Consider the following 20,243-nt stretch of genomic DNA (forward strand, 5'->3'; position numbering starts at 1 on the left):
ACCCTTCGCGAAAGCCGAAATTTCATCCTTGATCACGTCCGCGCGGCACGCTGATTGCGCGAATCATCGTCAAGCAGGCGTACATCGTCTGCGTCGATATTTCAGTTCAGTCAAAGGAGGCGAATCATGAACAAGGCAACCAGCACACTGATCGCGGCCGTGGCGGCACTTGCCCTCTCGGGCGGCGCTTATGCGCAAACGGCGGGCGGCTCGAACGGCGGTTCTTCGAACATGGGCACCACGACCACCCCGGCGGCGAACCAGATGAACGACACGTCGAGCGGCTATGGCGCGCCGGGCACCGGCAACTCGGACAGCGGCACGCCGGTCGGCCAGTCGAAGTCGGGCATGCGTGACGGCACGAGCAACAGCGCGCCGCGTCACACCAGCGCGCCCAAGGACAACAACTCGCTGGCGCGTCCGACTGTCGTGTCGCCGGCGGCGCAATAATTCGCGGTAATGCTTAGGTCTGCATAAGATGTTTGAGCGGCGTCGGGCGTGAGGGTCGTTGCGCTCGACGCCGCCGCTTTCCTCCGATCATGTCGCCGCCAGGCGCAAGGCGACATTCTGCCCCGCCGCTGGCGATGCTGTCCGGCTCCGCGCTCGCGGTGCTGGGCGAAACGGCCGCGCCCGTCACGCAACTGGTCGAGACGCTTTCGAAGGCGCTCTTTCGCATCGTGCGGACGATAACGAGCCTCGCACCCCACCGGCGCATTCGGCGCGATGAGTTTCACGATCGGCGCTACGGCATCGTTTCGCTGCTGCCCATGCTCGAGCTCGTCGGCGCGTTCTATTTCACCGCGTTCTGTTCGTCGCCGTCGTGCTGGGCGTCGTGGCGCGCTTGTGCGGCTTCAGCATCTGGCGCTTTCTTGCGTTCATTCGCGACGCATTGCTGATCGTGCTCGGCACGTCCGCCTCCGAAGCGGCGCTGCCGCAATTGACGGACAAACTGGAGAGGCTCGGCTGCCCGCGCGGCGTGGTCGGGCTCGTGGTGCCCACCGGTTATTCGTTCGATCTGGACGGCAGGACGAAGCGGCAGCGCGCCTTGTGCATCGCAACATTCACTCCTTCGTATTTAATTGACGCACCAACAATCGCTACACGCCTGATTCCAAAGAAATTTCTATTTTCAACTCTTATATAAGATATAAGACATTTGACGTTAACTGGTGTTTGCAATTAGAATCGCGATCAAAGCAGTGCCTGAAAAGCCTTCCCTGAAACGCAAATACCAGCAGGTCCCCCATGCTTGAAAACTTTCGTGCTCACGTTGCCGCACGCGCCGCGCTCGGCATTCCTCCCCTGCCGCTCACGGCCCAGCAAACCGCCGAACTGGTGGAGCTGCTGACCAACCCGCCCGCCGGCGAAGAGCAAACGCTGCTCGACCTCATCACGAACCGCGTGCCCGCGGGCGTGGACGAAGCCGCCCGCGTGAAGGCCGGTTTCCTCGCCGCCGTGGCCAAGGGCGAAACCGCCTGCACGCTGATCTCGCGCGAGCGCGCCACGGAACTGCTCGGCACGATGCTGGGCGGCTACAACATCCAGCCGCTGATCGAGCTGCTCGCGGACGCCGCGGTGGGCACCGTCGCCGCCGAAGCGCTGAAGAAAACCCTGCTGATGTTCGACGCGTTCCACGACGTCAAGGAACTCGCCGATAAAGGCAACGCGAATGCCAAGGCCGTGCTGCAAAGCTGGGCCGACGCCGAATGGTTCACGAGCCGTCCGGAAGTGCCGCAAAGCCTCACCATCACCGTGTTCAAGGTGACGGGCGAAACCAATACCGACGACCTCTCGCCGGCCCCGGACGCCACCACGCGCCCCGACATCCCCCTGCACGCGCTGGCGATGCTCAAGAACGCGCGCCCCGGCATCACGCCGGAAGAAGACGGCAAGCGCGGCCCGGTCAAGTTCATCGAATCGCTGAAGGAAAAGGGGCATCTCGTGGCCTACGTGGGCGACGTGGTGGGCACCGGCTCCTCGCGCAAGTCGGCCACCAATTCGGTGCTGTGGTTCACGGGCGAAGACATTCCCTACATCCCGAACAAGCGCTTCGGCGGCGTGTGCCTCGGCGGCAAGATCGCCCCGATCTTCTACAACACGATGGAAGACGCAGGCGCCCTGCCGATCGAACTCGACGTTTCGAAGATGGAAATGGGCGACGTGGTCGAACTGCGCCCGTACGAAGGCAAGGCGCTCAAGAACGGCGAAGTGATCGCCGAATTCCAGGTCAAGTCCGACGTGCTGTTCGACGAAGTGCGCGCCGGCGGCCGCATTCCGCTCATCGTCGGCCGCGGTCTCACGGCCAAGGCGCGTGAAGCGCTCGGCCTCGCGCCGTCCACGCTGTTCCGCCTGCCGCAGCAGCCCGCCGACAGCGGCAAGGGCTTCTCGCTCGCGCAGAAGATGGTCGGCCGCGCGTGCGGTCTGCCGGAAGGCCAGGGCGTGCGCCCCGGCGCGTACTGCGAACCGAAGATGACTTCGGTCGGCTCGCAGGACACCACCGGCCCGATGACGCGCGACGAACTGAAAGACCTCGCGTGCCTCGGCTTCTCGGCCGACCTCGTGATGCAGTCGTTCTGCCACACGGCCGCGTATCCGAAGCCCGTGGACGTCAAGACGCACCAGACGCTGCCGAACTTCATCAGCACGCGCGGCGGCATTGCGCTGCGCCCCGGCGACGGCGTGATCCACTCGTGGCTCAACCGCATGCTGCTGCCCGACACCGTGGGCACCGGCGGCGACTCGCACACGCGCTTCCCGATCGGCATCAGCTTCCCGGCGGGTTCGGGCCTGGTCGCCTTCGCCGCCGCAACGGGCACGATGCCGCTCGACATGCCGGAATCGGTGCTCGTGCGCTTCAAGGGCAAGATGCAGCCGGGCGTCACGCTGCGCGACCTCGTCAACGCGATCCCGCTCTACGCGATCAAGAAGGGCCTGCTGACGGTCGCCAAGCAAGGCAAGAAGAACATCTTCTCGGGCCGCATTCTCGAAATCGAAGGTCTGCCCGATCTGAAGGTCGAGCAAGCGTTCGAACTCTCGGACGCCTCGGCTGAGCGTTCGGCGGCCGGTTGCACGGTGCATCTGAACAAGGAACCGATCATCGAATACCTCAACAGCAACGTTACGCTGCTGAAGTGGATGATCGCGCAGGGCTACCAGGACCCGCGCAGCCTGCAACGCCGCATCCAGGCGATGGAAGCGTGGCTCGCCGACCCGCAGTTGCTGCAACCGGACGCCGACGCCGAATACGCGGCCGTCATCGAAATCGACCTCGCCGACGTGCATGAGCCGATCGTGGCCTGCCCGAACGACCCGGACGACGTGAAGACGCTCTCGGACGTCGCCGGCGCGAAGATCGACGAAGTGTTCATCGGTTCGTGTATGACCAACATCGGCCACTTCCGCGCGGCTTCGAAGCTGCTCGAAGGCAAGCGCGACATTCCGGTCAAGCTGTGGGTCGCGCCGCCGACCAAGATGGACCAGAAGCAGTTGACCGAGGAAGGCCACTACGGCGTGTTCGGCACGGCCGGCGCGCGCACCGAAATGCCGGGCTGCTCGCTGTGCATGGGCAACCAGGCGCAGGTGCGCGAAGGCGCGACGGTCATGTCCACGTCCACGCGCAACTTCCCGAACCGTCTGGGCAAGAACACGAACGTGTATCTCGGCTCGGCGGAACTGGCGGCGATCTGCTCGCGTCTGGGCAAGATCCCGAGCAAGGAAGAGTACATGTCGGACATGGGCGTGCTCGACGCCAACGGCGACAAGATCTATCAGTACATGAACTTCGACCAGATCCAGGACTTCAAGGAAGTGGCCGATACCGTGACGATGTAAGCGGGCCGGCAAGCTGCGGCGCGAAATTCGGGCCGTGGCTTGCCGCCGCTTTACACCAGGTCGCGCGATGGCGCCGCCGGGCTGAACGCCCGCGGCGCCATTTTTTTCGCGCGGCGGTTTCGGCACAGCGCTTTCGCGGGATCGCGGCGCCGCAGCGAGGCAGTACACTAACGTTCGAATCCCGGCCGAAACCTCAATCGAAACGCGCGCTTCGCGAACCTCGCCGAATCTCCATGGACTACTTCGCCGCAGTACGGGCCTTCATTCGCGCAGCGGAGCTGCAAAGCTTCAGCAAGACGGCCGGCGATCTGGCGGTCAAGACGTCGACGGTTTCGCGCTATATCAGCGAACTGGAAAAGGATCTGGGCATCGCCCTGTTCAACCGCTCGACGCGCGGGCTCGTTCTGACCGAGGGCGGCCGCCTCTTTCGCGAACACGCGCTGGTCGCGGTGCAGGCGCTCGAGGACGCGCGCGAAGTCACGTCGTCGCTCAATCGCACGCCGCAAGGCGTGTTGCGCGTGACCACGCCGCCCGCGTTCGGGCGCCGCCATATCGCGCCGCATCTGCCTGCGTTTCTCGCGCGCTTTCCCGGCATCGACCTCGATATCGTCTCGACGGACGAAACGCTCAACATGATCGACGCGGGCATCGACGTGGCGATCCGCACCGGCGTGCTGCCCGATTCTTCGTTGATGGCGCGGCGGCTTGCGCCGCATCGCCGTATCGTCTGCGGCAGCCCGGCGTATTTCGCGCGCAGCGGCGTGCCGCGCGCGCCCGCCGATCTCATGGCGCACGAGACGCTGCGCCTGCCGCTCGTGCCCGACGACAAGTGGTTTTTCACGCCCGCCGCCGCACCAACGGACGAACACGCCGCGCACGAACAAGCGGACAAACCCGCGCCCGAGCCGGCGCTCGTGGAACTGCATGGACGCCTGCGCGCCGACGACGCCGAAGCCGTGCTCGCGCTCGCGGTAGCCGGTTGCGGCGTGGCGCTTCTGCCGACCTGGCTCGCCGCCGACGACCTGCGCGCCGCGCGCTTGCAGCACGTGCTGCCGGAATGGGAGGCGCGCACCGGACGAGCCGAACCCGCGGTCTGGGCCGCCTATCCGCCCAAGAAGATCGTTTCGTCGAAGGTGCGCGCGTTCGTGGACTTTTACGCCGATACGTTCGGCGAGCCGCCCTACTGGGACGCGGAACTCGCGCGCGAACGCGCGCCGTCGAATACGCCTTAACGCGCGAAGCGGATGTCCAGCGTGCGCAGATAGGTCTGCAAGCCCGCGTCCTGGATCGGAATCACATACGCGCTGTCGTCCGTTTCATTGAAATGCGCGTGCCAGTAACCCGGCGGCGTCACGAACGCCATGCCCGCTTCCCAATCGACACGAGTGGGATTGGCGATATTGCCCTGCGCGTCCAGTTCGGTTCCGACCAGCGTGTAGACGCCCGGGCCGCCGCCCGCGATGAAGTCGAGCGCGATGGACTGGTGCCGGTGCGGCTTTTGCACCGAATGGGGCGGCACGATGCCGAACATCGCCCACAACACGTGCGTGACCGTGCGCGTCTGCGGAAAATTCGCGTTGCCCATCAGCACGCTGATGCGGTTGCGGCGCTCCGCGCCCGACTGCTCCGCGACCTGGCGCAACGCGGCCTGCGCCTCGGCGGCGGGATAGCGCGTGGCTGCGAAGCGCGGCTGCACGCCGCTCGTGCCCAGATAGGCGAGCAGGGGCGCGTCGTTGACGTAGTAGAGCGACGCCGTGGCCTCGGCGGTCAGCACGGCCGCCTCGCCGCCCGGCAGCGCGAAGAAGTCGCCCTGCGCGAACGGAAAGCGCGCCGCGCCCTGCTGCACGTTGCCCGCGCCGCCGATCACGTAGCAGACCTGCGAAGTGGCGTTGGGGTCGAGCGTCAACGCCTCGCCCGCTTCGATGTGCAGGAAATTCGCGCTCAAGCCCGGGCCGGTCGCGGGGCCGGGGCAGCCCAGTTCCGCCGACAAGTCGAGCGGCACGACGCGCGTTGCGCCATCGGCATAGAGCGACGGCGGAAAATTGCGGAACGGCACGCGCGAGATGAGCTTTGCGCCAATGGGATTGGCGGACGAGGTGTACTCGAAGAATTGCGCGTCCCCGGTCGCGGCGCGAGGTTCGGTCTGCGATTGCGCGAGCAGCGCGGCGGGCGTTCTGGTCAGCATGGTGTGCTCCTTATGACGATTGAGGGCGCTTTGCGCGGTCCCGCTGATGTCACGAGGCATCGCGAGGAACCGCATCCGAAAGCTGACCTGACTTTAGGCGCGCGGCCTCGCCGCCAGAAGTGCCGAACCTCGAAATCACCTTTGCGGAAAAAGGGCCGCGCGCGTCGCGCTTTCCCGGCAATCGCCGCGGCGAAAAAACCGGCGCCGGCAGCTTGAGGGCCGCTTGCTTTCGTTTCCGCTACAGTCGTGCTGACGAGGCGCCCGGCGCGCGCCAGGGAGACCGCAATGACAGGTTGGTGGAACCAGGTTTGGCTCACGGTGCAAAGCGAATTCGCCGATCTGAGCGAGGCGGCGAATCTGACCCAGTTGTTCATCCGGCTCGTGGTGGCGCTGGTGCTGGGCGGCGTGCTCGGTTTCGAGCGCGAGATGGCCGGCCGCGACGCGGGCATGCGCACGCACATGATGGTGTCGGTGGGTTCCGCGCTGTTCGTGCTGGTGCCGCTACAGGCGGGATTTTCGCAGGACAACCTGAGCCGCGTGCTGCAAGGGCTCGTGTCCGGCATCGGCTTTCTGGGCGCGGGCGCGATCATGAAGCTCAGCGCCGAGCGCGAAGTGCGCGGCCTGACGACGGCGGCGAGCCTCTGGGTGGCCGCCGGCATCGGCATGGCGGCCGGCATGGGCCGCGAATCCACTGCCATTTTCAGCCTGGCGATTGCCCTGCTGATCCTTTCCGGCGCGCGCCTGTTCAGAAACGCCTCGCCGCACGACAAGGACCCATTGCGCTAACTTCGCCACGCGTTTGCCGGGACCACCATGGAAAACCTCCTCGCCCTCGCGGCGGACCCCGCAGTCTGGGCGGCGCTCGTCACGCTCATCGTCATGGAAGTCGTGCTGGGCATCGACAACCTGATCTTCATCTCGGTTCTGACCAACAAGCTGCCGCTCGAACAGCGGGCGCGCACGCAGCGCATCGGCATTCTGCTCGCGCTGCTGATGCGGCTCGGCCTGCTCGGCACCGTTGCGTGGATCGCGCGGCTCACGGAACCCGCGTTCACCGCTTTCGGTCACGGCTTTTCGTGGCGCGACATCGTGCTTGCGGCGGGCGGCCTCTTTCTCGTCTGGAAAGCGACGACGGAAATTCGCCATCACGTCGCGCACGCCGCGCACGACGACGGCAACGACGCCACGGCGCGCGCGCCGAAAGCGCTGTCGTTCGGCGCGGCGATCGGCCAGATCGTGCTGCTCGACATCGTGTTTTCCATCGACAGCATCATCACGGCGGTGGGCATGACCGAGCATCTGCCGATCATGATCGCGGCCGTCATCGTGGCCGTTGCCGCGATGATGTTCGCCGCGCAGCCGCTCTCGCGTTTCATCGAGCGGCATCCGACCGTCGTGATGCTGGCGTTGAGCTTCCTGCTCGTGATCGGCATGACGCTGATCGCCGAGGGTTTCGGCACGCACGTGCCCAAGGGATACATTTACGCGGCGATGGCGTTTTCCGCGCTCGTGGAGGGCTTGAACATGCTCGCGCGCCGCGCGCGGCGCGATTGACCGAACCGGCTTCACGCGCGTCACGGGCGGCAAAAAAAAGCCCGCGTTTTTATGCGGGCTTCACCTTCGCGGGGCCGCTCGCGGCGGCACGCTCACGAACCGCCGTTCATCGCGGCAATGGTCGTTTTTCACATCCTGGCGCGCTGGTCTCCTCGCCGAATGTGCCCTCGGAATGGGTCTATCGTGACCTTTCGATTGACTGACGACCACCAGGAAAACCACCGATCAAGTTTTGGGCGCGCGGCCAGCAATTCATGGCGCGCATCGACACGCTCGACGTGCTCGACGTGCTCAACGTGCTCGTGAATGCGGCGGGCGTGGCGCGCCCGTTCGACGAATACCGCGACGAGGTGTTTCGCGAAGTGCTCGACGTGACTCTCACGGCGGCCATGCGTCTTTCGATGGCCGCGCGCGCGCAGTTCGAACGCGCGGGGCGTTCAACGGGCAGTCGCCGCAGGGTAACGAGCGGTGATCGCGCGAGGCGCCGGCGCGAAAGTTCGGCAACGTCAGGAGGCCGCGCTCAACTCGCCGTCGAGCGCGGCCACGCCTCGGCGCCTAGAACTTGTGACGAATGCCGATACGCGCCACGAACTGATTGCCGTTCGACGAAATGGCCGTGGTATCGGTAATGGCCGCCACCGCCGCGCCGCCCGTGGAGTCCTCGCCGAGCGCTCGCTGATAAAGCGCCAGCACGTACACGTCGGTGCGCTTGGACAGCGAGTAATCGAGCGACGCGTCGTATTGCAGATACTTCGCGCGATCGACCGAATCGCCGTTCTGCTCGGTCAATCCATTACGCGTCACGTAGTCGGCCGCCACGATCATGCGCAGCACCGGCGAAAAGCGATAAAGGACATTGACCTGCACGTCGTTGAACGTCGCCGTGCTGCCTCGCGAGTAGCCGGAAGCCGGTCCTTTCGCGCCCGCCGGCATGGGATTGCTGCCGAGATTCATGAACTTCGCGTTCGTATACGTGGCGCCCAGCGTGGCCGGCCCGAACGTATAAGCCCCGCCGAAGTCGATGATTTGAAACGTGTTCGCGCTCATGAAGCCGGAGTAGATCGGCGTCATCAAGGTTTCGGGCAAGCTCGAAGCGCTCGTGCTGAACATGCCCGTGCCCGGATTGCGCGCGTTCAGGTACGCCGCGCCCAGAGAGACCGGCCCTTGGTTATAGGACGCGCCGAGCGACCAGATCTGGTTGTTGCTGAAGTTGCCGGCCGTGCCGCCAAGACTGTACGTGCCGCCGAACTTGAAACCGCCATACGTGGGACTCGCGTACTTGATGGAGTTGTTCGAGTGGTAGTCGATGTTCGAGTTGTCGAGGTCGCCGGGGTGCGCGCCGTACACGCCCGCGCCCAGTTGGCCTGCCGCGAGCGGCGCCGCGTAATCGAACACCGAATCGTACTGGCGGCCGAGCGTGAGCGTGCCATATTGGCTCGCAATCCCCACCCACGCCTGGCGGCCGAACATCAGGCCGTTTTGGCTCAAGCCGCCGCTATTCAGATTGAAACCGTTTTCAAGAGTGAATACCGCTTTCATGCCGCCGCCGAGGTCTTCACTCCCCGTTAGCCCGAAACGGTTGCCCTGCATCACGCTCGAAGCCATCTGATACACATGGCCACCTTTATTATTGGTGATCATGTCCAGACCTTCGTCGATGATGCCATACAGCGTGACGCTGCTTTGTGCGTGTGCGGCGCTCGCGAGCGAACCGAGCGCAACGAAGGCGACGATTGTTTTTTTCATAAGAAAGAGGATGTTGTGCTTGCGTCTCGAAACGACGATCAGCGTGTCGTCGGGCTTTTTCTTCTCTTACCACCAGCGCATGCCGCTTTATCCAGATTACTCAGGATTCCGTATTGATTACGCGAAACGGCGCTGTCTCCAGCCGCGCGCTTTATCCGCTCAATTAAGGGGAATCCCCGTCCTGCTTCAAGGTCTCCATAATCCGCAAACCGACAGGATTTCGTAATAAAACTGGTTGCGGACGCAACACGTTTAAGAATGCCACTAGTCAACACGCACTTAAATCAGGGTAATTACGGGAGTCTTTTATGCTTGACGTTTTGATTGACCGACTAGAAGCAGTCGAATAACCGCTTTCGAGTTATTTGAAATGGCAGTGAGTGGACTTCGCCAAAAACGCCGTTAAAGCCGGGTTCTCGCGTGATCGCGCCCCGCCCACGAATACGGCACGCGTAAGTCATTATTCATGTTCCGATAAAGCCGGTTGCCGCCGGGCTCATTCGCGGCGGCATGGCGGCATGGCGGCATGGCGGCACGATAGTTATCGTTGTTATCGGCCCGTCGTTAAACGTCGCTTGCCAGCGCCGCGATCTTCACGTTCGGCAAATACGTCAACACAGTGGGCGCCAGCAGCAGTTTGGCCGCGCGCACGCCTGCGCCCATCACCACCTGCTCGCGCTGCATGACGGCTTCGTCGACGAGCACGAGCCAGTCTTTCGGTGCGCCAAACGCGGTAATGCCGCCGAATTCCATTCCCGTCAATTCGACAGCCGCCTCGCGTTTGGCGAACGAGAGGCGCTGCGCGCCCAGTTCGGCCTTCACCGCGCCGTTGATGTCGAGCCGGCGCGAGCCCAGCGTGACGATGGCCGCATGGTGGTCCGCGCCCTCCTTGCGATAGCGCAGCACGATGGTGTTGGCGCAGTCCTCGAGGCCGAAACCATAGCGCTCGCTGAACTGCGCGGTATCGGAGGCATGGTCGTCGACGAGAAAAACCGTCATGTTCTTGCCGGTTAGCTCCGCCACTACCGTTTCCGGCAAATATCGGCCGTATTCCGCTTCGGGAACGACTTCCAGATTACGCAACGGTTCGCTCATGGTTTGCGTCTTTCCTTCCTGTCGCGAGACGCCGCGAACCTCACGGTGCGCCGCGCATCGTCATTGAAAAATTGCCCACGCGAATGTTACCGGGAAGGCGGCCGGCCCGCAGGCCGCGCATTGCGATGCCGCGCACGGGCGTCGTCATGGGAGGCGCGAGCCGGCGCGGGCCGCGGCAAGTTTCGTCGACGACCGCCCCGGCGTTTGTATTGGCACGGCGCCGTCGAGCGCGCGGCGCAATCCGCTCAGCAGCCGTTTGCCCGCGACGCTTAAGCCGTGCGGGAAAACCGCTGCCCGAGCTCACGCAGCCAGGCGAGAAAAAGCTGAATGGCCGGTTCCTCAAGACGCGTCTTGCGGACATAGCTGCAATAGCGCCATGCGGGCAACGCGGGACCGTCGAACGGAAACACGAGGCGCCCCTCTTCCACGTCGAGCGCGACGAGCGCGGTCGGTCCCATCGCGACACCAAGGCCGTCGATCGCGGCTTGCAGCGTCAAATAGAAGTGATCGAACTGCTGCGCGTGCCGCACCACGAGTCCGGGCTTGCCGCTTGCCGCAAGCCATTGCGCCCAAAGCGAGGGATACGTCGCGCTGTGCAGCAGCGTGTGATGCGCGAGATCCGCGACGCGCCGCAGCGGCTGCGCTTCGAGCAACCTGGGTGAGCAGACCGGCAAGCGCACTTCCGACAAGAACTCGTCGGCCGCATAAGCCGCCGACTTCTGCTCGCTGCCGCGAATCGCCACATCGCATTCCTCGCCGAGTTTTTCGATGGGTTCTTCCGATGTCGTGAGCCGGATTTCCACGGCCGGATGCGTCAGTTGAAAACCGGAAAGCTGCGGCAACAGCCAGCGCAGCGCAAACGTGGTGGGCGCATTCACGCGCACGATCTGTTGACGCGTGGCGCGCAACTGCTCGTGCGTGGCCAATGCGATGCGGTCGAGCGCCGCCGCTATCTCGGGCAAATACGCGCGCCCGGAAGCGGTAAGCACGACGCGCCGCCCGCGCCGCTCGAACAGCGCATGCCCGAGCCACGCTTCCAGTTGCGCCACCTGCCGGCTCACGGCGCCGTGCGTGACGCAAAGCTCCTCGGCCGCCACGGAAAAACTCTCCGCGCGAGCGGCGGCTTCGAATACGCGCAGGGCGTTCAACGGCGGCAGACGACGTGGCATGGCGCGAATCCTATGTGACTTTTCCTGACAAGTACGTTGAGTTTATATCGCTTTTCGCGGCATAACGAGCGCTCTATATTGAGCCCTTTCGCAACGGCTTCGCTTTGGAATCTGTTCGATAAATTCACCAGGGAGCAACGGATGTCGAATGTCGTCGTGGTCGGCGCGCAGTGGGGCGACGAGGGAAAGGGCCGTATCGTGGATTGGCTCGCCGAGAAGGCGGACATTGTCGCCCGTTATAACGGCGGCCACAATGCGGGGCACACGCTGGTCGTGGACGGTCGAACGTACAAGCTCGCGCTGCTGCCGAGCGGCGTGGTGCGCGGCAAGCCGGGACTGATCGGCAACGGCGTCGCGCTCGATCCCGAAGCGCTGCTCGCCGAAATCGACCGCATGGCCGCGCTGGACGTTCGCGTCACGCCGGAGCTGCTGCACATTGCCGAAACGGCCACGCTGGTGCTGCCGGTCCATCGCGCGATCGACGCGGCCCAGGAGCGTTTGCGCGCGCAGCCTATCGGCACCACGTTGCGCGGCATCGGTCCTGCTTACGAAGACAAGGTGGGCCGCCGCGCGCTGCGCGTGTGCGATCTCGCGCAACCCGAATTGCTCGCGCAAAAGCTCGACGGGCTGCTCGCGCACCATAACGCGTGGTTTCGCGGTCTTGGCCTCGAACCGGTCCCGCGCGAGCCGATGCTGAGCGCCCTGCTCGCCATGGCGCCGCGCATCCTGCCGTTCGTGGGGCGCGTCTGGGAGCGGCTCGATCGCGCGCTTTCCTCGGGTCAGCGCGTGGTGTTCGAAGGCTCGCAGGCGGTCATGCTGGACGTCGATTGGGGCAGTTATCCCTACGTCACTTCGTCGAGCACCGTGGCGGCCGGCGCGGCCAGCGGCGTGGGTCTCGCGCCCTCGCGGCTCGGGCGCGTGCTCGGCGTCAGCAAGGTCTACGCGACGCGCGTGGGCGAAGGCCCGTTTACCTCGGAAGTGACCGGCGCGCTCGGCGACGAACTGCGCCGGCGCGGCGGCGAATACGGCGTCAACACGGGCCGCCCGCGCCGCTGCGGCTGGCTGGACACGGTGCAATTGCGCCAGAGCGGCAAGGTGGCGGGCATCGACCTGCTCGCGCTGACCAAGCTCGACGTGCTCGACGGTTTCGAGTCGATCGAACTGTGCGTGGGCTACGAACTCGATGGCGCGCGCATCGACTACCTGCCCGCCAGCGACGCCGAGCAGCAGCGCCTGCGCCCCATTCTCAAGCGCTTCGCCGGTTGGCAAGGTTCGACGCGCGGCGTGCGCGCGTACGGCGATCTGCCGCGCGAGGCCGTGGCGCTGATCGAGGCGATTCAGCATGAGGCGGGCATTGCCGTGGCAATGGTCACCACCGGCCCCGAGCGCGACGACGCGATCGTTCTGCAATCGCCGTTTGGCGCGGCGGACGGCGCGCAGCGTTGAGCGAAGGCGCGATGCGTGGGCGGCAGCACGAGCGGGCGCTTTGTCCGCGCCGCCTGAAATGCGCCGACGCGTTCGCGCAAGCGGCTGCGCGAGTTCGTCGGGTCACGCGCAAATCGGTACGTAGAACACGGCGTTGCGCCTTCATGAAACTTCGCGTTTCCGCGATAAAGACGCTTGTTTTTTATTGCGCCGCGAGGCGTAAGCGGGCCGGAAAATCGGCTCGACCGTTAGTCGCATATCAAGCGCCGGCGCGGTCCATCGACATCGCTAATCCAGCCCGGCGACGTTCCCGCCGCGCGTACCGGCTACGCGGCATGCGATCCATCGACGGAGAGCGTATCGGCGAAACGCGCAACGCGAACCGGGCGTGCGGACCAAGGAACGCGCAACGAAGGCGCAACGAGTACGCAACGAATGCGCAACTACGCGCGGCACCTTGCTGCGGTATAGTCGCGCGATCACCCGCGCGGCGCGCGACAGCGCCGCACGACAAGCACTTTTATTCATCCTCAATCCGGAACCCGACTCCATGGATCGCATGGCCGCAATGGAAACCTTCGTTGCCGTGGTGGAAGCGGGCTCGTTCTCGGCTGCGGCGCGACGTCTCCAGATCGGACAACCGGCCGTTTCCAAGTCGATCGCGCAACTCGAAGAACGTCTGAACGCGCGCCTGCTGTTGCGCTCGACCCGCGGTCTCACGCCCACCGACGCGGGTCAGCGCTTCTACGAGCATGCCCGCCTCGCCATCGAGGAAGCCGAGCGCGCCGAACATTCGGTGCGCGAGTCGTCGGGCGGACTTTCCGGCAGGTTGCGCGTGGGCGCGGCCGTGACGTTCGCGAGACTGCACGTCATTCCCGCGCTGGGCGCGTTTCTCGAACAGCACCCCGCGCTCGACGTGGAAATCGTGATGGACGACCGGCCGATCGACCTGCTCGAAGAAGGCGTGGACGTCGCGTTGCGCATGGGCCGGCTCGACGACTCCGCCATGACGGCGCGCCGCATCGTAAGCGGAAAGCGGCTCGTGGTCGGCACGAAAGACTACTTCGCCCGGCATGGCGTGCCGCGCACGCCCGCCGATCTCAGCCAGCATCACGCCGTCGTTCACGCGATGCGCAGCGGCGGAGACTCGTGGGCGTTCAGCCACGCGGACGGCACCGAAGCCGCCGTCACCGTGTCGAGCCGCGTGCGCTTCAGCGCCGCCGAAGGCATGCGCGCGGCCGTGCTCGCGCACATGGGTCTGGCGGTGGCGTCGGAGTGGATGTTCGCGCCGGAACTCGCGAACGGCTCGGTGCAGGCGGTGCTGACCGACTGGACGCTGCCCGGCGTCGACGTGTGGGCCGTGTTTCCTTCCGGCCGCATGGCCACGACGAAGGCGCGCGCCTTTGTCGCCTTCGTCGAAAGCCTCTTTGCCGACAACGGCAACCGCGCGGCCTCAAATGCCGGCCTTGCCGACTGAAGCGCCGCCGTCGACAAAGAGCGTCTGCCCGGTGATGAAACCGGCATCGTCCGAAAGCAGGAATGCGATTGCGGCGGCGATCTCGTCCGGCTTGCCGAAGCGCTTCATCGGCACCGCCGAAAGATAACGCTGCTCGCCTTCGCTTCCGGGCGGATTATTGGCGCGGAATAATTCGGTTTCGGTGGGACCGGGCGCGACCGAATTCACGGTGATGCCCGTCGTCGCGAGTTCGAGCGCCCACGTGCGCGCGAAACTCACGAGCGCGGCCTTGGCGGCGGCATAAGCGGTGCGCTGCGTCACGCCCAATATCGTCAGACTGGAGAGGTTGACGATGCGCCCCCAGCCGCGCTCGCGCATGCCCGGCAAGAACGCCTGCACGGTCTGAACGGCCGGATGAAGGTTCACGGAAAAGACTTCGTCGAGCGCGTCGAGATCGACTTCGTCGACGCGTTGCGGCCGCACCAGGCCGACGTTGTTGACGATGCCGTCCACCGGGTAACGCCGCGCCAGTTCGCGCAACGCCGCTTCGGTGGCTGCGCGATCGCCGAGGTCCAGCGTAATGAGTTCGCCCGGAAACTTCGCTTGCGCGCGAGCCATGCCGATCACCCGATGCCCCGCCGCGACGAGACGTTCGCTGAGCGCAAGGCCGATGCCTTTGGTGGCACCCGTCACCAGAAAAACGCGTTGAGTCATGATGTGAATTGAAACGATAAGGCCACGAGAAAGAAAGCCGCCCGAAGGCGGCACTACGCGCGCGCTCGCTCAAGCCTTCGCGCTCGCACGCTCCAGCACCGGGAACATCTCGACCGGATCAGGACGATGCGTGTAGTCGGGATTGACCTCGGAATACAGCACGATTCCATCCTGGCCGATCACGTAGCGCGCCGGCATCGGCAGCGTCCATGCCGGGTCGGCATTGAACGCCGGCAGATCGTTTTTCAGCGCCTTGTAGAGATCGACGAGATAGTCGGGCAGCGCGAAACGCAGGCCGAACGCCGCGCCCACCTCGCCATGCACGTCGCTCAGCACGGGAAACTCCAGCTTGTTGTCGCGCACCGACTTGCGGCTGTTCACCGCCGTCTGCGGCGAGATGGCGACGACGCTCGCACCGTACGCTTCGATTTGCGGCAGCACGTCGTTGATCGCCTGCAACTCGAGGTTGCAGTACGGGCACCACACGCCGCGATAAAACGTGACGACGAGCGGACCGCGCCGCAGCAACCCGGCCGACGACACCGCGTTGCCCTCCTGGTCCTGGAGCGAGAAGCCCGGTGCGCGATCGCCGGCCTTGATCGCGCGAGCCGCCTGGCCGCTCGCGATCAGTTCCGCCGTGGCGCGCTCCATGATCGGGTGAATTTCGGGCGGCGCATGGTACGGCGGCTTGCCGCCCTTGAAGTCGGCCTTGAAGGCGTCGAGTTTGTCTTGCAGCGACATGGTCGTTCTCCTGTATCGAAAGCGTGAAATGGCATTCAGACGCCGGACGCGGCCGCCCCTTGCAACGTGCCCGGCGTGCCCGGCCTGGTCCATTCATTGCCCTTCATGAAGGCGTCGTAAGGCGTATGAACGAGGTGATTCGTGTAGTTGCTCATTACCTTCGTTGCCACGCCGAGAATCACTTCGAACACATTGCGCCGCGTGTAGCCCGCCGCGATAAATGCTTCGATGTCCGAATCGTCGGCAAAGCCCCGCTCGCGCACCACGATCGTCGCGAAGCGATGCAGCGCTTCAAGCTTCGCATCGGGCAGCGCGGTGCCGGCGCGCAATGCGTCGATGACGGCCGGGTCCATCTTGATCATCTTCGCGAGCGTGCTGTGGCCGGCCATGCAGTAATGGCAGTCGTTTTCGAAGTTCGCTGTGAGATAGACCACCTGCTGCTCGTGCGGCGTCAGCGTGCTTTTGGAGAACAGATCCCAAAGCGCGGAATAACCCGCCAGCAGTTCGGGCGATTCCGCCATGTACGACTGCAAGTTCGGCACGAAGCCGAATGCGGCTTGCGTGCCTTCGAGCAGCGGGCGCGAGTCGGCCGGCGCGTTTTCGACGGAGTAGGCGTTGAAGGTGTTCATCGTGGTTTCCTCGGTGGGTGAGCGATGAACACATGATGGAGCGGCGGCCCGGCCCGAAGAAGGCCGGTGCCGGCGATAGCAGTTATTCCTCGCGGGAATGGGAGTGGGGATGGGGATGGGAATGCGAGTGCGAATGCCGATGCGCGCCGGACGCGCCGCCGTTCATCATCCGCATCATGTCCGGGCCGCCGGTGCGCAGAAACACCACGGCCAGCACCGCGAACACGCCCGCGAAGCCCAGATCAAGCACCGCCGTGTAATTGAAGTGAATCGCCATCTCGACCGGCGCCGCGTGCCGATGCTCGGGCACCCAGCCCAAAGCGCGAAACAGCAGCTCGACCGCGAGCGAAGCGACCACCATCGCCGCATAGAACACGGCGACCATGAACACCGTCATGCGCGAGCCGTAATACTTGCGGTAAATATTGACGATGGGCGGAATCAGCAAATCGCCGAAGATGAACGCCGCCACGCCGCCGAAGCTGATGCCGCCATTCCACAGCACCGCTGCGAGCGGCACGTTGCCCACCGAACACGTGAACGAAATCACGGCGATAAGCGGCCCGACGAATGCGCCCCACACCATCGCGAGCGCGGGATGGTCGACGAAGAAAAAGCGCTGCCAGAACGCGGCGGGCACCCAGGCGGCCAGCGCGCCGGCCACGAGCAGCCCCGTGCCGATATCGCGCCAGAGCATCGCCCAGTTCATCATGTAATGGTGGCTCACGGCGATCCAGCCTTCCTTCGATACGATGCGCGCCGTCCACGCGCCGCCGGCCGGCGCCATCGACATGTCGGCGTGGCCTTCCATCTTGCCGCGCGCCTCGCCGCGTGCGCGCTCGACGGCGCGCCGCTTCGGCGCATCGCGCAGGAACAGGCGAAACAGCACCGCCAGCACGACGATCATGACGGGTCCGCCGACGAATTCCGCCGCCGCGAATTGCCACGACACGAGCACCCAGAGCAGCACGCCGAGTTCGAGCACGAGATTGGTGGCCGCGAACTGAAACGCCATCGCCGCCGTGAAATCGGCTCCCTTGCGCACGAGCGAACGCGCCATCGCAACGGCGGCATACGAGCACGACGACGAGGCCGCGCCGAACAGACTGGCGCGCAGGATCGAACGCGGCGCGGCGTCGGGCAGCAGTTTCGACATCTCGCCGCGCGAGACCATGACTTCCACGACCGCCGAAAACAGGAAGCCGAGGCTCAAGCCCCAGAACAATTGCCAGAGCATCGCGAACGCCATCCATAACGCGTGCCCCAGGGCGAAAACGACATGCATGATAATCTCCCGGCGGCCCGGCTCCTTGCCGCCATTGCGAACCTCGCCGCGATATCGACGCAATACCAAAGCATATCGACGCAATACCGCCGCAATGCCACCGCAAGCGCAACCCGCTCGCCCGGCCCTGCTTGAAGGAAACGACATGAGTGCAAGCAAACCCACGAAGCGCAAGGCGCCCAGCAAGCTGGACCTCCAGGCGATGTCGGCGTTCCGTTACGACTTGCGCAAGTTCCTGCGCGCCTCGGAAGAAATCGCCAATGCGGCGGGAATCACCACGCTCCAATACCAGTTGCTTTTACACGTGCGCGGGTTTCCCGAGCGGCAATGGGCCACGGTGGGCGAGTTGGCCGAACGCCTTCAGGCCGCGCCGAACGGCACGGCGGCCCTCGTCTCGCGCTGCGAATCGGCCGGACTCGTGACGCGCAAGCCCGATCCCGCCGACCGCCGCCAGGTCCAGGTGCATCTCACGGCAGCGGGCGAACAGTTGCTGCTCGACCTCGCCGCGAAGCACAAGGCGATTTACGGCGTATTTCGCTGGGTATTCAACGGCCCCGACAGCCCAGGCGGATAGTTCCCGCCGCCGGGGCGCCACGCCAATTTATGTCACAATATGCCTAAACTGGTATTTTTCGCCTCTCGCCCATGCGCTTTCTTTCGATGTTTCAAAGCCCCAGGCTGCTGCGCAGGCAGCGGCGCTGGCTTTATTTCGGCATGTTCTGGCTCGGCGCCGTTGCAACGGGTCTCGTTGCGGTGCTTTATGCGCGGCTGATCGATTTCGGCTACGAGATGTTCCTGCACGCCACGGCCCGCGCGCCGTGGCTGCCGCTCATCGTGACGCCCGCGTTCGCCGCGCTGGGCGTCTGGATCACGCGCCGGTGGTTTCCGGGCTCGGAAGGTAGCGGCATTCCGCAAGTGATCGCTTCGCTGCACGACGTGCGCGAACTGGGCCCGCGCCTGCTGACGCTGCGCATCCTCGTCGGCAAGATCGCCATCTCGTTCCTCGCCATTCTCGGCGGCTTCACGATAGGGCGCGAAGGCCCGACGATCCACGTGGGCGCGGCGCTCATGTACTCGTTGCGGCGCTGGTATCCCGCGCGGCTGCGCAGCAGCGTCTACGGCGTCGGTCTCGAACACAAGCTGGCGCTCGCGGGCGCGGCTGCCGGTCTTTCGGCGGCGTTCAACGCGCCGCTCGCCGGCGTCGTGTTCGCCATCGAAGAACTCGCGCGCAGCTTCGAAGCGCGCACGAGCGGCGTCATCATCACGGCCATCATCTTTGCCGGCGTCGTTTCGCTCGCGCTGCAAGGCAATTACGTCTACTTCGGCACGATCGCCATTCACGGCAATCTGCCCGACCTGCTCTTTGTCGCGGTCGTTCTGGTCGGCGTCGTCGCGGGACTCGCGGGCGGTGTGTTCTGCTGGCTGCTGCTCAACACGGCGCGATGGATGCCGGGGCGTCTCCACGCGCTGCGCATGAACCAGCCGGTCGCCTTTGGCGCGGTATGCGGGCTGTTTATCGCCATCATCGGCGTGGCGACCGGCGGCCACCTTTTCGGCAGCGGCTACGCCGAAGCGCGCGGCATGCTGGAGGGCCACGTGCAGCTTGGCGCGGCTTATCCGCTGCTCAAGATGGCTTCGATGGTGGGTTCCTATCTGCCCGGCACGCCCGGCGGCCTGTTCGCGCCCTCGCTCGCCATTGGCGCGGGCATCGGCAACGCGCTGCACATGGTTTTCGGGAACATGCAGTTGCCGATGCTCATCGCGCTCGGCATGGTCGGCTATCTGGCCGCCGTGACGCAAAGCCCGATCACGGCGTTCGTCATCGTCATCGAAATGATCGACGGGCACGCACTCGTGATCTCGTTGATGGCAACCGCGCTCATTTCGAGCCAGGTTTCGAAACTGTTCGCGCCGCCGCTCTATGAGGCGCTTGCGCAACGGTATCTGCGCAAGTCGTAACCGGCGCTTCTCGCGGCCGCGCGGTGTTTCGCGTTGCGTGCGCTCGCATTCGATAAAATTCGACGAAAAACCGCGCGCCATGCGCAAGTCTCTAGCCAACTCCATCATGAAACCAACGCTCGTTTCGCTTCTGCTGATTGCTTGCGCCGCAACCGCGCACGCGCAGCCGTGCCCCCACGGCGCGCCGGTGCGCGTGGTGGGCGACGTGCCCGCCGCGATCAGCTATGACGTGTTCAGCCACCTCTATCCGCTCAATGCCGATGTTCTCGCGCGCATGACGGCCGCGCAGCAGGTCACGATGATTCCTGACGGCACCGTGGTCTGCACGATCACCGACGACGGCGTGCCCAATCCGGGCGCGGTACTCGTCGCCGGGCCGGGCGGACGCATGAATTACTGGGTGTCGAACGCTTCAGTGAAGCCGCTGCGCTAAGCGATTCCGCAGGCGCGCGGT

Annotated in this window: 19 protein-coding genes and 1 pseudogene; 12 read left to right on the forward strand and 8 right to left on the reverse strand. The window is 64.9% G+C overall.

What is annotated here, in order from left to right; all coding sequences use genetic code 11:
* Positions 1-126 precede the first annotated feature (126 nt).
* The 4 genes and pseudogenes from U5805_RS09775 to U5805_RS09790 all read left to right on the forward strand — a co-directional run bounded on the left by U5805_RS09775 (position 127) and on the right by U5805_RS09790 (position 5,063).
* Entirely contained in the window at positions 127-450 is a 324-nt protein-coding gene (locus U5805_RS09775; RefSeq protein WP_322103265.1) for a hypothetical protein, read from the forward strand.
* A 128-nt stretch (positions 451-578) separates the two neighbouring features.
* Positions 579-1,024, forward strand: a pseudogene (locus U5805_RS09780) (cation:dicarboxylate symporter family transporter); the annotation flags it as partial.
* A gap of 221 nt (positions 1,025-1,245) precedes the next feature.
* Complete coding sequence (gene acnB, locus U5805_RS09785; protein ID WP_322103266.1) at positions 1,246-3,831, forward strand: bifunctional aconitate hydratase 2/2-methylisocitrate dehydratase; 2,586 nt, start codon at positions 1,246-1,248, stop codon at positions 3,829-3,831.
* 233 nt (positions 3,832-4,064) lie between these two features.
* A complete protein-coding gene (locus U5805_RS09790; protein WP_322103267.1) occupies positions 4,065-5,063 on the forward strand; it encodes a LysR family transcriptional regulator in 999 nt (332 codons plus the stop codon).
* Here U5805_RS09790 and U5805_RS09795 read toward each other — a convergent pair.
* Positions 5,060-6,016 (reverse strand): cupin domain-containing protein, encoded by a 957-nt coding sequence (locus U5805_RS09795; protein WP_322103268.1) that lies wholly within the window; start codon positions 6,014-6,016, stop codon positions 5,060-5,062. The genes U5805_RS09790 and U5805_RS09795 overlap by 4 nt on opposite strands.
* Before the next feature lie 285 nt (positions 6,017-6,301).
* Here U5805_RS09795 and U5805_RS09800 point away from each other — a divergent pair, with 285 nt between their 5' ends.
* From U5805_RS09800 to U5805_RS09810, 3 genes are all read left to right on the forward strand, one after another.
* On the forward strand, positions 6,302-6,802 hold the full coding sequence (locus tag U5805_RS09800; RefSeq protein ID WP_322103269.1) for an MgtC/SapB family protein: 501 nt from the start codon (positions 6,302-6,304) through the stop codon (positions 6,800-6,802).
* Positions 6,803-6,829: 27 nt separating this feature from the next.
* Positions 6,830-7,570, forward strand: coding sequence for a TerC family protein (locus U5805_RS09805; protein ID WP_322103270.1), 741 nt, complete (start codon positions 6,830-6,832; stop codon positions 7,568-7,570).
* Positions 7,571-7,824: 254 nt separating this feature from the next.
* Positions 7,825-8,199: a hypothetical protein gene (locus U5805_RS09810; RefSeq protein ID WP_322103271.1), complete on the forward strand. Its 375-nt coding sequence runs from the start codon at positions 7,825-7,827 to the stop codon at positions 8,197-8,199.
* Here the strand turns inward: U5805_RS09810 and U5805_RS09815 are convergent.
* From U5805_RS09815 to gcvA, 3 genes are all read right to left on the reverse strand, one after another.
* Positions 8,126-9,316: a porin gene (locus U5805_RS09815; RefSeq protein ID WP_322103272.1), complete on the reverse strand. Its 1,191-nt coding sequence runs from the start codon at positions 9,314-9,316 to the stop codon at positions 8,126-8,128. The two genes, U5805_RS09810 and U5805_RS09815, sit on opposite strands and share 74 nt — an antisense overlap.
* Positions 9,317-9,880: 564 nt before the next feature.
* Positions 9,881-10,411 (reverse strand): YbaK/EbsC family protein, encoded by a 531-nt coding sequence (locus U5805_RS09820; RefSeq protein ID WP_322103273.1) that lies wholly within the window; start codon positions 10,409-10,411, stop codon positions 9,881-9,883.
* A 269-nt stretch (positions 10,412-10,680) separates the two neighbouring features.
* Positions 10,681-11,580: a transcriptional regulator GcvA gene (gene gcvA, locus U5805_RS09825; protein ID WP_322103274.1), complete on the reverse strand. Its 900-nt coding sequence runs from the start codon at positions 11,578-11,580 to the stop codon at positions 10,681-10,683.
* A 141-nt stretch (positions 11,581-11,721) separates the two neighbouring features.
* Between gcvA and U5805_RS09830 the strand changes: the two genes are divergently transcribed.
* Entirely contained in the window at positions 11,722-13,026 is a 1,305-nt protein-coding gene (locus U5805_RS09830) for an adenylosuccinate synthase (RefSeq protein ID WP_322103275.1), read from the forward strand.
* Positions 13,027-13,555: 529 nt separating this feature from the next.
* Positions 13,556-14,482: a LysR family transcriptional regulator gene (locus U5805_RS09835; RefSeq protein ID WP_322103276.1), complete on the forward strand. Its 927-nt coding sequence runs from the start codon at positions 13,556-13,558 to the stop codon at positions 14,480-14,482.
* Here U5805_RS09835 and U5805_RS09840 read toward each other — a convergent pair.
* The 4 genes from U5805_RS09840 to U5805_RS09855 all read right to left on the reverse strand — a co-directional run bounded on the left by U5805_RS09840 (position 14,459) and on the right by U5805_RS09855 (position 17,830).
* Entirely contained in the window at positions 14,459-15,175 is a 717-nt protein-coding gene (locus tag U5805_RS09840) for an SDR family oxidoreductase (RefSeq protein WP_322103277.1), read from the reverse strand. The genes U5805_RS09835 and U5805_RS09840 overlap by 24 nt on opposite strands.
* Positions 15,176-15,244: 69 nt before the next feature.
* Positions 15,245-15,916, reverse strand: coding sequence for a peroxiredoxin-like family protein (locus U5805_RS09845; protein WP_322103278.1), 672 nt, complete (start codon positions 15,914-15,916; stop codon positions 15,245-15,247).
* A 35-nt stretch (positions 15,917-15,951) separates the two neighbouring features.
* The gene (locus U5805_RS09850) at positions 15,952-16,545 is read right to left on the reverse strand and encodes a carboxymuconolactone decarboxylase family protein (protein WP_322103279.1); all 594 of its coding nucleotides are present in this window, start codon (positions 16,543-16,545) and stop codon (positions 15,952-15,954) included.
* Between the two features lie 82 nt (positions 16,546-16,627).
* Positions 16,628-17,830 (reverse strand): permease, encoded by a 1,203-nt coding sequence (locus tag U5805_RS09855; RefSeq protein WP_322103280.1) that lies wholly within the window; start codon positions 17,828-17,830, stop codon positions 16,628-16,630.
* A 145-nt stretch (positions 17,831-17,975) separates the two neighbouring features.
* On the opposite strand from U5805_RS09855, the gene U5805_RS09860 reads away from it, so the two are divergent.
* The 3 genes from U5805_RS09860 to U5805_RS09870 all read left to right on the forward strand — a co-directional run bounded on the left by U5805_RS09860 (position 17,976) and on the right by U5805_RS09870 (position 20,222).
* The gene (locus tag U5805_RS09860; RefSeq protein WP_322103281.1) at positions 17,976-18,404 is read left to right on the forward strand and encodes a MarR family winged helix-turn-helix transcriptional regulator; all 429 of its coding nucleotides are present in this window, start codon (positions 17,976-17,978) and stop codon (positions 18,402-18,404) included.
* A gap of 86 nt (positions 18,405-18,490) precedes the next feature.
* Positions 18,491-19,789, forward strand: a complete 1,299-nt coding sequence (locus U5805_RS09865) for a chloride channel protein (RefSeq protein ID WP_322103282.1) — start codon at positions 18,491-18,493, stop codon at positions 19,787-19,789.
* 106 nt (positions 19,790-19,895) lie between these two features.
* A complete protein-coding gene (locus U5805_RS09870; RefSeq protein WP_322103283.1) occupies positions 19,896-20,222 on the forward strand; it encodes a hypothetical protein in 327 nt (108 codons plus the stop codon).
* The last annotated feature ends 21 nt before the right edge of the window (positions 20,223-20,243 follow it).

This window comes from Paraburkholderia sp. J41, assembly GCF_905220235.1.
Lineage (GTDB): Bacteria > Pseudomonadota > Gammaproteobacteria > Burkholderiales > Burkholderiaceae > Paraburkholderia.